Source organism: Tenacibaculum sp. Mcav3-52 (genome assembly GCF_022347665.1).
Classification (GTDB): Bacteria; Bacteroidota; Bacteroidia; order Flavobacteriales; family Flavobacteriaceae; genus Polaribacter; species Polaribacter mesophilus.
In genome coordinates this window covers 416,526-430,500 of the sequence record NZ_JAKRGE010000001.1, presented here as the reverse complement: position 1 = coordinate 430,500, position 13,975 = coordinate 416,526, and the positions used below count along the sequence as shown (strand labels likewise).

General features: G+C 30.5%; 13 protein-coding genes. 7 read left to right on the top strand and 6 right to left on the bottom strand.

Going from position 1 to position 13,975, the window contains the following annotated elements; translation table 11 throughout:
- Window position 1 precedes the first annotated feature (1 nt).
- From MHM83_RS02010 to MHM83_RS01980, 7 genes are read left to right on the top strand one after another with little or no spacing between them, the layout of a single operon-like run.
- Complete coding sequence (locus MHM83_RS02010; protein ID WP_159611090.1) at window positions 2-592, top strand: GNAT family N-acetyltransferase; 591 nt, start codon at window positions 2-4, stop codon at window positions 590-592.
- On the top strand, window positions 582-2,402 hold the full coding sequence (locus tag MHM83_RS02005) for an IucA/IucC family protein (RefSeq protein WP_159611087.1): 1,821 nt from the start codon (window positions 582-584) through the stop codon (window positions 2,400-2,402). Before MHM83_RS02010 ends, MHM83_RS02005 begins: the two co-directional genes overlap by 11 nt.
- A 1-nt stretch (window position 2,403) precedes the next feature.
- Window positions 2,404-2,988, top strand: coding sequence for a nitroreductase family protein (locus MHM83_RS02000; RefSeq protein WP_159508839.1), 585 nt, complete (start codon window positions 2,404-2,406; stop codon window positions 2,986-2,988).
- A gap of 3 nt (window positions 2,989-2,991) precedes the next feature.
- Window positions 2,992-4,101, top strand: coding sequence for a heparan-alpha-glucosaminide N-acetyltransferase domain-containing protein (locus tag MHM83_RS01995; protein WP_047787941.1), 1,110 nt, complete (start codon window positions 2,992-2,994; stop codon window positions 4,099-4,101).
- 2 nt (window positions 4,102-4,103) lie between these two features.
- On the top strand, window positions 4,104-5,129 hold the full coding sequence (locus MHM83_RS01990; RefSeq protein ID WP_239178253.1) for an alpha/beta hydrolase: 1,026 nt from the start codon (window positions 4,104-4,106) through the stop codon (window positions 5,127-5,129).
- 7 nt (window positions 5,130-5,136) lie between these two features.
- Window positions 5,137-6,066, top strand: a complete 930-nt coding sequence (locus MHM83_RS01985; RefSeq protein WP_196781600.1) for a sterol desaturase family protein — start codon at window positions 5,137-5,139, stop codon at window positions 6,064-6,066.
- Between the two features lie 12 nt (window positions 6,067-6,078).
- Window positions 6,079-6,909, top strand: a complete 831-nt coding sequence (locus tag MHM83_RS01980; RefSeq protein WP_239178252.1) for a crotonase/enoyl-CoA hydratase family protein — start codon at window positions 6,079-6,081, stop codon at window positions 6,907-6,909.
- Between the two features lies 1 nt (window position 6,910).
- Here MHM83_RS01980 and MHM83_RS01975 read toward each other — a convergent pair whose 3' ends face one another.
- The 6 genes from MHM83_RS01975 to MHM83_RS01950 form a co-directional block, all read right to left on the bottom strand.
- Window positions 6,911-7,873: a helix-turn-helix domain-containing protein gene (locus MHM83_RS01975; RefSeq protein WP_239178251.1), complete on the bottom strand. Its 963-nt coding sequence runs from the start codon at window positions 7,871-7,873 to the stop codon at window positions 6,911-6,913.
- 49 nt (window positions 7,874-7,922) lie between these two features.
- Window positions 7,923-9,986 carry a PepSY-associated TM helix domain-containing protein gene (locus tag MHM83_RS01970; protein ID WP_073182279.1) on the bottom strand — a complete coding sequence of 688 codons (2,064 nt, stop codon included), beginning with the start codon at window positions 9,984-9,986 and terminating at the stop codon, window positions 7,923-7,925.
- Complete coding sequence (locus MHM83_RS01965) at window positions 9,986-10,288, bottom strand: hypothetical protein (RefSeq protein ID WP_047787938.1); 303 nt, start codon at window positions 10,286-10,288, stop codon at window positions 9,986-9,988. Before MHM83_RS01965 ends, MHM83_RS01970 begins: the two co-directional genes overlap by 1 nt.
- 1 nt (window position 10,289) lies before the next feature.
- Entirely contained in the window at window positions 10,290-10,619 is a 330-nt protein-coding gene (locus MHM83_RS01960; RefSeq protein WP_047787937.1) for a hypothetical protein, read from the bottom strand.
- 88 nt (window positions 10,620-10,707) lie between these two features.
- A complete protein-coding gene (locus MHM83_RS01955) occupies window positions 10,708-13,113 on the bottom strand; it encodes a TonB-dependent receptor (RefSeq protein WP_073182277.1) in 2,406 nt (801 codons plus the stop codon).
- A gap of 100 nt (window positions 13,114-13,213) precedes the next feature.
- Entirely contained in the window at window positions 13,214-13,942 is a 729-nt protein-coding gene (locus tag MHM83_RS01950; protein ID WP_239178250.1) for a DUF4198 domain-containing protein, read from the bottom strand.
- Between the last annotated feature and the right edge of the window lie 33 nt (window positions 13,943-13,975).

Sequence of the window (13,975 nt, the reverse complement as noted above, 5' to 3'; positions counted from 1 at the left end):
TATGGTTCAAACGTATCAAAAAATATTTAGTAAAGAAATTATTGGATTGGGGGTAATCAACATTCGTCCATTTCAATTAGAAACAGATACACCAATGTTACATCGTTGGGTAACTCAACCCTATGCAAAATACTGGGGAATGTTAAATAAGTCTGTAGAAGAAGTACATGCTGAATACCAAGAAATAGAAAATAATCCGCATCATTATAGTTATGTAGGAATGATAGGGAGTACCCCAGTGTTTTTAATGGAGCGTTACAAAGCTTCAAAAGATAACATAGCAGACTATTACGATGTACAAGAAAATGATTATGGTATGCATGTTTTAGTAGCGCCTGTAGAAAAAAGAATACCACAGTTTACATGGCATGTGTTTTCAACTATTATCGATTATTTTTTCAGTTTACCACAAGTGGAAAGAATTGTTGTAGAACCCGATGTGAATAATGAAAAAATTCATACGCTAAATAAAAAAGCTGGTTTTAAATACCAAAAAGAAATTGAGTTACCTCATAAAAAAGCAGCCTTAGCTTTTTGTACAAGAGAGACGTATCAATCAGCTTTAATTAAACTAGAACAACATGACAAATAATATAGCCCATTTACAACCAAAGGTATGGAGTTTTGTAAATCGTCAATTAATAAAAAAAGCAATCAGTGAATTTTCACATGAGCTTATTTTAACTCCTGAGTTTATTTTAGAAGAAACAGATGGCTGTATATACCTGATTACCTCAGATAATAATGAGTTCACGTATCAATTTAAAGCAAAAAAGTATGCTCTCGATCATTGGTTGGTTGATGAAAAAAGCATTATTAAAAAAAATAATATATCGAATGAAGTTTATTTAGATGCACTACATTTTATAACAGAGTTTCAAAATACTCTTGGTATTCCTGATGAGTTTTTAGCAACTTATTTAGAGGAAATAACAAGTACACTTTCAGGAGCAGCATATAAGTATGTTAACGAGAAATTTTCAGCCAATGAATTAGCTGAAAAAACCTTTCAAGAAATTGAACACGCGATGACTGAAGGTCACCCCTGTTTTGTAGCGAACAATGGGAGAATAGGATTCAATATTAAAGATTATCAAAAATATGCACCAGAAAGCAATCAACCGTTTAAACTTTTATGGATAGCAGCTCATAAAAAATATGCTACCTACACGGCTGTTAAAAATTATGAGTATGAAAAACTTTTAGAGAGCGAATTAGGAAAAGAAAAATTAGCATCATTTAAAGAAGTTGTAAAGAAGCAAAATGTAGCTACTGAAAATTACATTTTTATGCCTGTGCATCCATGGCAATGGAAAAACAAAATTGTAGCTGTTTTTGGAGCAGATATTGCTCAAAAAAATATCATCTTAGTAGGAGAAAGTGATGATGAATTCTCTGCGCAGCAATCTATTAGAACACTTTTTAATGCGTCACATCCAGAAAAGTTATACACAAAAACAGCTCTGTCTATTTTAAACATGGGCTTTATGCGTGGACTTTCTCCATATTACATGCAAAGTACGCCGCATATTACTCAATGGATAACAGATTTGTTAGCAGATGACATTTACCTACAAAACAATGGGTTTACCATGTTAGGAGAAGTGGCAACAGCGGGGTATCACAATCATTATTATGAAACTTTAGGAAAAACGAATCCGCATAACAAAATGTTATCAGCTTTGTGGCGTGAGAGCCCGTTTACAAAAATAAGCTCTAATCAACGCGTGTTTACGATGGCTGCTTTATTGCATATAGATTACCAAGACAAATCATTGTTAGCGGCTTTAATAGAAGCTTCACCTTATGACACAACTACCTGGATTCAACGTTATTTAAAAGCCTATTTAGCACCTTTATTACACTGTTTTTATAAGTACGAATTTGTGTTTATGCCACATGGAGAAAACCTAATTCTAGTGCTAGAAGAAAATACACCAGTGCATGTGTTAATGAAAGATATTACAGAAGAGGTTATTGTTTTTAACGAAACAATGTACTTACCTGAGCATGCTAAAAGACTGTTTGTTAAGACTTCAGATAAAATGAAAGTGCTTTCAATTTTTACTGATGTGTTTGATTGCTTCTTCCGTTTTATGGCTCAACAGTTAGATTGTTATTCAAGTTTTTCAGAGGATAATTTTTGGCAATTAGTGGCAGATTGTGTGTATGAATATCAAGAACAACATCCTGAGTTTTCAGAAAAATATAAGCAATACGATTTATTTGTTAAAGAATTTGATCGCTGTTGTTTGAACAGGTTGCAGTTAAGTAATACCAAGCAAATGCTCAGTTTAGCTAATCCGATAGAAAGTCTAAAGTTAGAAGGAGTATTAAAAAACCCACTTGCAAGGTTTAAAAAAGAAACAGTAAAAACGGTACAATCTTTAGAAAGTATTTAATATGAGTTTTAAACAGATAACTAAAATTATACAAGAACGAAAAACCACCTACGCGTATGATTTTTCGGATAGAAAAATAGAGAAGGAAACGATTGAAGCAATTGTAACCAATGCGCTATGGGCACCAACTCATAAATTAACCCAACCCTGGAGGTTTGTAGTGTTAGAAGGAAAACATAGAGAAGCATTAGGTGAGTTTATGGCTAATTATTATCGAAAAATATATTCAGAAGAAGAATTTTCTAACGAACGTTATAAAGAAACAAAAAGGTATGCCAGTAAAGCCAGCATGATAGGAGTGATTTTTAAACCTAGTAAAAGAGCACAACTCCCGGAATGGGAAGAAATTGCAGCTATTTCAAGCGCAGTACAAAACATGTGGTTAAGCTGTACAAGTCTAAATTTAGGAAGCTATTGGGATACCAGTATAGCAACTATAAAGTATGGTGAAAAAGAAATTAGTTTAGAAGAAAATGAACAATTTTTAGGTGTTTTTTTTATAGGACATGTAAAAGAAAATCTTCCTAAAGTAAATAGAAAACGAAAGCCACTATCTAAAAAATTAAGCTGGCATTTTAAAGAATAAAAAATGGAACAAAAAAAGAGAGTATTAGCCATAGATATGGCAAGAGGAATTAGTGTTTTATCTATGATACCTGTTCATTCCATGATTATATATTCGACAATGGATACTTGGAACAATTCTTTTTTAGGGAAGGTAGCTCAAGTATTAGAAAAAGGAACTCCTATGTTTTTAGTCGTGATGGGGTTTTCTTTTGTGTTTTCAAGTAAGTTAAGCATGTTTAAAATCTTTAAAAGAGGAATAAACATTTTAGCAAAAGGGTATTTACTTAATATTTTAAGATTTGCAGTACCCATGTTGTTGTTTGGAGGATTCCCTAGAGCTTTTATAGAAGGTAATGGGCTAACTCTAGGAGATTCATATAATTATCTGTTTTTTATTTTATTGGGAGATATCTTGCAGTTAGCTGGGATTTCCTTGATTATAATGGGAGTTATAATCAAGTTTATTAAAAACAAGTATGCAGCTTTAACCTTAGCATTACTTATTGTTTTTTTCACAGGAGAATTAAGTGGTTATAAACCTAACATTGTTGGGGTAGATTATATATGTGATTTATTATGGGGAAAAACCTACAATGTTTACTTTCCTGTATTTCCATGGATGTCGTTTATTTTAATAGGATTATTCTTTGGAATGTGGTATCAAGAAAGTAATAATAATATTGTTTTAACATATAAAAGAATGCTAGTTTCAGGTGTTTTATTTATGTGTATAGGTGTAGTATTATGCTATTATAATTATGAATATCATTTTGGTGATTACTATCATTTAGGGCCAGGAGGAACCATAGCTTTTATTGGAGTGAATTTATTTTTAGTTTGGTTTGGGCATATATTAGTAACCTGTATTCCACACAATAAACTGTACGATGTAATTTATTACTCAAGTAAAAATGTAACAACATTTTATTTAGTACAGTGGGTACTTATATACTGGGGAGTATTGTTTTTTGGATATTCATCACAAACAAGTCAGTTAAAACTATTAGCAATTATTATAGGAATTACATTACTAACATTTGGTGTTCTTTGGACAAAGAAAAGAGCAATTAAACTAATAGCAAAGCAAAAACAATCTTCATCTACAAAAAGAGTAAAACAAGCAATTACATAGTTATGAAAAAAATAATTATGATACTAAGCTTGTTTATAGGAGTAAAAACATATACACAAGTAAACTTAGCAGGAAGCGATGGCTTAGATTTATATGTTCAGAAATTTTTAGAAGTTATTCATTCTTATCAAGGTCCACCGTTGCATGACTTATCTTTAGAGATAGGAAGGAATGCCATGGAAAACATGCAAAAAGATTCCACATTAACCTACGATAAAGTAACTTTTACTAAGGTTTCTTTTAAAAAACAAGATAAACAAGTAAATACAGTAATTGTAAAGCCAAAAAAAACAAAAAAATTATTACCTGTATTACTTTATTTTCATGGAGGTGGATGGGTGTTTAATAGTTTTAAAACGCATAAACGATTAATGCGAGACTTAGCTTTAAAAGCAAATGTAGCAATTGTTTTTGTAGAGTATTCAAGAGCACCAGAGGTTAAATACCCCATAGCAAATGAAGAAGGATATGCGGCAACTTTGTTCATTTCAAAATATGGAAAACAATATGGGTTAGATACAAATAGAATTATTGTTGGTGGAGATAGTGTGGGAGGAAATATGGCAACAGTTGTAGCTATGATGGCAAAACAAAAAGGAACTCCTAAGTTGCTAGGACAACTATTATTGTACCCAGTTACCGATACCAATTTAAATACGAAGTCGTATGAACAATTCTCAAAAGGGCATTATTTAACGAGAGCAACAATGAAATGGTTTTGGAATGTTTACGTACCAGAAAAAAAATTATACTCATTAGCAACTGTAGCTCCGTTAAAAGCAACTTTAGAAGAGCTTAAAAATTTACCTAAAACACTTTTAATAACTGCAGAATATGATGTTTTAAGAGATGAAGGAGAAGCCTATGCAAGAAAATTAAGAATGGCAGGTGTACCAGTAGTTTCAACTAGATATGGGGGAACAATACATGATTTTATTGTACTGAACTCCTTGCGAGAAACAGTAGCATCAAAGGCAGCAGTAGCACAAATAGTTACGTTTTTAAAAAAGAATTTTTCTAAGAAATAGTTTAAATATGAATTTATCATCTATAGAAATACTTGCAGGAAAACTAGAACATATGAGTCTAATAGTACTCGTTTTAATGCTTGTTGAATGGGGAATACTAATTGTAACAAGTTATGTTGAAAAAAATAAAGAAGGAGTTGTAAGTATTGTTTCGTATCTAATACAAAGTATTCCTTACTTCTTATTATCAAAAATATTTATTGTTGGCACTATGTTTTGGTTATATGAAAACAGAATTTTTACTCTAGGTTTTCAATGGTATATATGGATTGTCGCATATTTGTTGTATGATTTTACAGTGTTTTTTATTCATTTTTTAGGACATAAAGTTCGAGTTTTATGGTGTATTCATGGAGTACACCATACGGCTGAAGAAATGAATTTAACCGTGGTTGCTAGAGGATCAATTTTTGATGTGTTTTTCACTCCGTTCAACTTTATATGGCTTCCAATATTAGGTTTTCACCCATTAATGATTTTTGTAATTGAACCCATTGCACGCCTTTATGCAACACTAACACATGTAAATGAAAAAGTTATAGGAAAGCAAAAATGGTTAGATAAACTATTAATAACACCTTCAGTCCATAGAGTACATCATGCAAAAAATCATATTTATTTAGATAGAAATTATGGTGAAACCTTTAGTATTTGGGATCGTTTATTCAAAACGTTTCAAAAAGAATTGGATAATGAAAAAATAGTCTACGGAATCATGCATGAGAAACTTAATAGTGAGAACTTATGGCATGTGCAGTTTTTACTATGGAAAGAATTATGGTTGGATATAAAAAAAGCTCCTACCTTACTAGATAAAGTAAAATACCTTTTTATGCCCCCAGGCTGGAATCACATTGATGGAGGAAAAAAAGCAAAAGAATATAGAGACGAAGCATGGAAATTTAGGATTAAAAAGAACTCATTAAGTACACGCTAAAAATAAAAAAGGATGATAAAGCAATATGAAAATTTTAAAGTAGACTATTATCCAGAACATGAGATGATTGTTTGGAGTATTAAGTCAAAAGGTGTTCCTAATTTTTCACCAGAAATATTATGGGAATTTAAAGACTTTGCTAAAGATTTAAAAATGATGTTTGCAGACAAGGTTTATCCATTAAAATATATTGTATCTGCCTCTACACATAAAGAGATATATAATTTAGGAGGAGATTTACCCTATTTTTTAAAAAACATCAAATCTGAAAATAAAGAAGTATTATCAGAATATGCTAATTTATGTATAGACGCTATTTACAACATCTATAATACTTTTGGGCTGCCTGTACTAAGTATTGCTTTGGTTGAGGGAAATGCTTACGGAGGAGGTTTTGAATGTGTAATGGCACATGATATTATACTATCTCATAGGTCAGCTAAATTTTGTTTACCAGAAAACAAGTTTCATCTTTTTCCAGGTATGGGAGCTTATAGTTTTTTATGTAGAAAACTAAATATAAAAGCAGCTCTTAAAGTGTTATACACAGGAAACATATACAAGGCCGAAGAATTAGAAGAAATGGGTTTGGTAGATTGTGTTTTTAATAAAGAAACGGGAATATCATCGGTTATAAATTATATGAAAAAATCAAACTTTAGCTTTCAATACAATCACTATAAATGTATAAAAAGAGTTTTTCCTTTACAAAAGAAAGAGTTGAAAGACATTACTGCCATGTGGGTAGATGCTTGTTTGAATTTAGAAAGTAAGAGTTTACGTAGAATGGAATTAGTTATAAATGCACAATTAAGAAAGTTAAAGTATGAGTTAAAACCCTAATTTAGGATTTGTAAGTATAATTTTTCCGAAATTCTTTTGGAGTTGTTTTTTCAAATTTTTTAAAAGCAGCTGTAAAATGTGTAGGGTTTTTATATCCTACTATGTCAGCTATCTCATAAATAGGTTTTTGAGTATAGGCTAATAAGTTTTTTGCCTTATTCATTCTTAAATTTTTGGTGTAATTAAAAATAGTTTCACCAAACAATTTCTTAAATTCATTTTTTAAAACATTTTGATTCAATAGTACTTTACGAGCAAGTTGCTGAATTGATATTTGCTCATGAATATTGGTTTGGAGTATAGCTTCTACTTTATATATTTTTTTAAGAACTTTTTCATTAGAACTATTTCCTTTTTTAGAATGAATATTTAGTTGTAAATGCATTAATTCTAACACTTTTGACTCTAAAAAAAGACGTTTTAACAGGCCTTTTTGCGAGTTAGTGAGCATATCATTAACTATCCTTTCCATATTTGAAGTTAGCTGCTGTGTAGTACTTAAGCTAGAAATTTCATTACTAGAAAAAAGCGCTTGCATTTTATGTTTTTTAATAAACGAATCATGCATCTTAATTTTAACTTCATTTATATGCTTATTTCTGTAAAAAACAATTTTATCATCACCATTATCATGTAATAAATAACTTTCACTTTTTTCGATAATAAGATCATTTTCTAGATTAGAAAAACGAATAATTTTTTCTCCATCTATTAAAACAGAAAGTTCTAAAGTATTAAAACGATTATTATTGTTGCCAGAGATAAAAAGAAAATCTTCTTTGAGTTTAGCGTTAATCAAATTGATTAATAAGCCATCAAAATAATAACTTATTATCGTCCCTTTACCATAAAGAGAATTAATAGTATAGACTGAAGTTTTTATACCACAGTCCATACTTTTTATTTTAAGGCACAGAAATTTTTTTAACTGTGACTTTTTATTGTTGGCAGTAACTATTTCCATAAATACGGGGGATATAGGAAATGGGGAATGAGCCTATACTAAGAAGGAATTAATCTTTAATCCACTTATAAATATTAATAATTAAAAATATACTAGCTATTGCTACCAAAAGAAGCATAAATATCTCAGATATATTATTAGCTTCATGAAGAATAGCTTCAAAGAAATGGTACACATTATATAAACCGGCAATACTCGCCCAAACCAGTGAAGTTATCTTGAACCATTTTTTAGAAAGCTCAATAGTTAGCAAACCAAAAAGTAAGCACATTCCTTCAAATAAAATACGATATAAGTGATGTACAATAGGAGCTTCACCTGTTGCACCCTCCATTACTAAAGTTTCATTGTAGTATATATTGAATAGCCCATATATATGGTGAACTATCCAGCCAATTGCTAAAAATATCCAAAGGATACTAATTTTTGTTCTCATCGGTATGTGGTTTTTATCTTTTAATAATTTATTTTTTTCTGTAGTTTGAGCCGTTTTTTTAGCCTCCTCAGCTAACAGTTTTTTACGGTTTTTATAATCTATAGGATGTTTTGTAAAAGCACTTTTAGTCTTTACTTCAGGTTTAATTTTAAGGTATATAAATAATGCAGTAATTGAGATGGCTATCCATAATAAATCAACTGTAAGAATGTCAAACTGCTTAGCTTTGTAGGTGTTCCAAACCCAGTTGTTAGAAACAACACCATTAACAATAGGAATTAAAAATCCAAGGATAGCGCCTGCTAACAAAGTAGTTTTATTTGTGAAATAATTATCTCGTTTAAATCTAAAAAAGAGGGTTGCTAATAACCAAACAACAAAAAACCAAGTGTATAAAATACTCATTTTTTGAGTTTGATATGCTTCGGGTAGTAGCTTAACAATCAAGAAAAATAAGGCTGTTACAGGATACAAAGACAAGCAAATAGCAAGATAAATGTGCCCTATTTTCGCAGTATATAAACGTTGTTTTAAGGTCATACTTTTCTTATTACGAGCTTCAATCCAAATCAACACACCAGTTATAATAACAAAGCATGTAATAAGAGCTAATACAAAATAAATAACTTTTACAGCAATTCCTCCAAAATTTCCATAATGAAGACGCCCTAAAGAAAGCTGCACATCGTCGGTATATTTACTTTCATTGGGATTTCTTATTACTGAAGTTTTATTGGTTTCTAAATCATAAATTACCATTCCCGAACTTAAAAAACGTTCTTTATGATCCAACTCTCCAATAAGAAAGTATTTCATGTTGGTACCTCCATAATTTTTAATTAAAACATAGGTAGGGTTAAAATGAGACCAGCGGTTGGTGTTTTCTTTTACAAATTCATTTACACTAGGAAGCGTTTTGTTAGTTTCAGCAGCCCATTCATAAGTTTTGCGGTCGGGACGTAAATCATTCATTAATTTTGTTTGATCACCACCGTATAAAAAATTAGCAGGAAGTAAAACAAAAAGACTAAGACAAAAATAAGTTGCAGTAACAGCATACATAAACTGAAAGGGAAGTCCAATAATACCTAATGCAGTGTGTGCATCTGTCCACACTCTTTTTAAAGCAATTTTGGGATTGAACTGATAAAAGTTTGAAATTATTTTTTTCCAGTGAACGATGACTCCGGTAACAATAGCAAACAAAAAGAATAAAGAAACAAAACCAGCAAGGTAAATTCCAATAGTAGGTATTTGAGTAAAGAAATGTAGACGATATAAAAACTCTCCTAAGCTATATTTTTCTACATAAGAAGCAGTTTCTCCAGTATGAATATTTATTGCTTGATAATTTTGATACTTAGCCTCATTAGGGATATTTACTGTGTCTTTTGCAGGATAAGTTAATACATATATTTCATCGTTTTTATCTCCTAAATAAAAACGAATATCTCTACTAGTTAAATGATAGTTTTTAGAGAGTTTTTTTAATAAAAAATCATAATCTATATGTTCACGAGCAATATTTTTTGAGTGCTTACCTTCTTCCCAAGAAGCAATTTCATCTTTAAAAAGGGCAAATGCGCCTGTAAAAAAGATAATATACAAGGCTACACTTATAACAATACCGCTAACTGTATGTGTGTTAAAGAACACATTGTAATTTCTATTACTCATTATATAAACGGATTTTGTTGGTTTCCTAAATAATAAATTACATATAAGATTATTGAAATTATGAGATATATAACCCAAGCTTTCCATCCATTTTTAAATAGGTAAGGAACAATTAGTAAAGCACCCCAAACAATAAAAATGGTGTAGATAGATGTGATTAGTATTCCTTTTGGGTTTGGTAGCCATAAAACTAAGCACATATGTAGTAAGGCACTTATTACGTATCCACCAATGAGACCTGCAGATATTTTTGCAAATTGTTGCCAAGGGGATTGGTTTAAATATTTGGAATTAGCAGGCATATTAAAAAATGAGTTCTATTAAAAAAGTTAACATAAATAAAGCAGTTAGAAAAGCGTAGTTTATCACTCTTAATGGAGTGATGAGTACGATAAGGCTTAAAAATAAAGAGGCAGCTACAATCCATGTAATAATTCCAGCAGAAAGACCAAAAAAGGTTATTGATAAGAGCAAACTTATCAATAATGTAATTGTTCCAATTATCTTGGTATTACGTTTATTATTATGAAACCATTTTTGTAAGCGGGTGTTCTTAATTAACAATGCTTTTTCAGAAGTGCTGTATAAGGCATAACATCCGATGAAAATAAGGAAAAGAGTAACTGTTTTCATAGTAGTTCAATGAAATAACAAAACCCTGAACATAAAAGTTCAGAGTTTTGTGTTTGCAACATTTAATAATTCAAATAGATATTCATATTTAAAACTTATAACTTATAGTTCCAAGGAAGGCTCTTGGATTTTGAGGAGTAATAGTACTCCATCCTGTATAATATTCTTCGTTTGCTAAATTATTTCCTTTTACACTAATTCTAAATTTATCAACTTCATAATAAATTGAGGCATTAAAAATAGTATAGGCAGGCAGGTAAAAATCACCTGCAGCAGGATAACCTACCATAGTATTATATTTACTTGCACCGTTTAACCCAAAACCTAATCCTACATTTTTAATAGCTCCTTCTTGGAATTTATAATCAGCCCAAAAATTATAAGAAGTTTCAGGGCCTGCTTCAGCTAAACGTTTATCAACTAAATCAGGTCTAGATTTTGATTTTGTTACTTTAGCATCATTATAGCTAATACCACCACGTAAGTTTAATCCGTCAACAGGGTTAGCATTCATTTCTAGCTCAAAACCTTTACTTTTAACAGTAGCGTCTTGTTGTTTATTAGCACCGAAACCCATAACTTTATCTTTAACTGTTATGTCATAATAACTTAAAGTAGTTTCCAGTTTATTATTAAATAAATTTGTTTTTATACCAAATTCTAATTGGTTTGCTTGTTCTAAATCATAAGATTGTAACTTAGAATCTCCGTCAGGGTTGGCGATATCAACAGGAACTCTTTCTGGATTAACATAAGAAAAACCATTTTGATAATTAGCAAAAACAGATAGTTGATCTAAAATTGGTTGGTAAACAATTCCGAATTTAGGAGAAAAAGTAGACTTAGTATATTCTTTTTCATCGTCACTTGGGTCGTTTGCATCACCTTTATAATTAAATCTATCATAACGAACCCCTGCCATTACCGATAGTTCTGGTAAAATGTTTATAACATCAGAAATATAACCGCTAAGAATATTTTGATTGATATCAGAATTAGCTCTTGAAGAGTTGGCTAAAACAGTATCAATATTTGCTCTTGTAGTTGGTAAATTAGGAAAACCAAAAGCAGGTGGTACAGGAATTAATTGCCCTTGAGGGTTTACAACATTAATCCCTTTTGGATCTGTACTATTGTCTAAAACTTGAGAGTCTAAATAATCGACACCAATAACTAACCTGTTTCTTAAAGAACCTAATTTAAAATCACCAGTAAAGTTTTGTTGTAATGTAAGTGTATTTGTTTCTGCATCTGATTTTATAGCATACGTTCCAAACAAATCATTTTGAACATTGTACAAATATGTATAGTATCCTTTAGATTTAGCATTACCGCCAGCTATAATTGTTTGAGAAGACCAATTGTCAGTAATTTTATAAGCTATTTCCCCTCTGTAGTTTTGCGTTGGATTTTTAATAGAGATATCATTATTTGTAAATGATTTATTTCTATCGTAGTTTAATTCTTCTAAATTTTTATAGGTAAGCGGGGCTGACCTGTTTAAAAATAAGAAAGCTTGATTTGTTTGATCTGTTGAAGAAAGTTCATAATTAAAGTTTAAAGTTAACCTATTATTTACTTTGTAAGAAACAGATGGGGCTAAAAATAATGCTTTTCTAAACCCAGCATCTTGAAAGCTATCTTGTGTTTGATATCCAGCGTTTAATCGTAATGAAATGTTTTCATTATCTTCTAAGTTTGTGTTAAGATCTACTGTTAGTTTTTTAAACCCGAAAGAACCTCCACCAACGGTAATATTTCCTCCTGTTCCTTTGTATGGTTTTTTAGTGACAATATTAATTAAACCACCGTAAGATGTTACAGTACTCCCGTATAAGGTAGCAGAAGGCCCCTTTACAACTTCAATTCTTTCAACATTGTCTGGGTTTATAAACCCATTTGTAATTCCAGGAACACCGTTTACTAATTGTGGTTGAACAGAAAAACCGCGGATAGAGTAAAAACCTGCTCCATCACCACCTCTACCAGTAGATGACCATAATTTTTCAACACCTGTTGTATTTTTTAAAGCTTCTTCAAAACTAGTAACAGACTGTGATACTAGTAGTTGATTGGTAACTGTACTATATACCTGAGCATTTTCAATATTTTTCAAAGGTAATTTAGCTACATAAGCTGTTTTCTTTCTTGAGAATTTATTTTTTCTATGAGTGTCAATAGTAACTTCATTAAGTATCTCGTTACCCTCATATAAGGTAATTACTAAGTTTTTTGTACCACTATTAGTACTTATGTTTTTCGTTTTAAAGCCAACATAAGACACTATTAATGTTGTTTCTCCCTTTGTATTAGATAATGTAAAGTTACCATCAATGTCAGTTTGTACTCCATTTTTTGTCCCTTTAACAATAATATTAACCCCTACCAAAGGTTCATTGTTGTTGTCTAGTACAGTACCACTAATATTTCCCTCTTGTGCTACTGTGTTTACCATTACTAAAAATAATAGAATGGTAGTTAATAAGCCCTTCATTTTTTTCTTATTTAGATTTAATAAATATAATTAAGCAAATGTATTTTAAGAAAAATTAACACCAAAATTTATTTAGAATTATTTTAAATAAATTTTAACACTAGTTTTTTATACAATAAGTCGCACAATGCCAAATAATGTTATAGTTAACATTGTTGTACGTACCAGGTGTCTTTTCTTCATGTGTAGCTTCTACGGTATAAGTAGTCTTTTTAGGTAGTTTAAATGTTACTAATCCTTTTTCATTGGTTTTTTCTTTTACCGACCATTTTCCTTGAGTGAATAAAGTAATTTCTCCTTTTTTAAGGGCAGTGCCTTTGTACAATACTTTTAAGATAACTTCATCAGCATTTGTATGGTGTTTTGGAGTAATATCAATAATTTCAATTCCTTCTGGGTTTGTACTTTTTAATTCTGTTATTGATGTACCTACGACAACTCTAGCTTTAGCATGATATTCGGGTTTAAAGGTTGTGTAATCGTATTTTGTAAAATCAAACACTTTTATATTTTTATTGTCAAGTGCAATGGTATATGTTCCTTTTTGTTTAGGAACGAAAGAGGTACTATAATAATCGTCTTTAGCTATTGTTTGTAAAGTTGTTTTAGTTCCATCAGGAGCGATTAACCAAATAGTAAAGTTTTTTACATTGTTATAGTTTTCTCCGCCTACTTTTTCAATTACACCTTCCGAAAACTCTCCAAAACGAACTTTTACTTCGTGTTCGTTGTTTAATGTTCCTGTAGAGCTAGTTTCAATCCAAATATAATGAGCAAAAGAATTGCTAAATACAGCTAAGAATAATAAAGTAAGAATTGATTTTTTCATTTTTTAATAATTTATAAAAACCACCTAAATTTT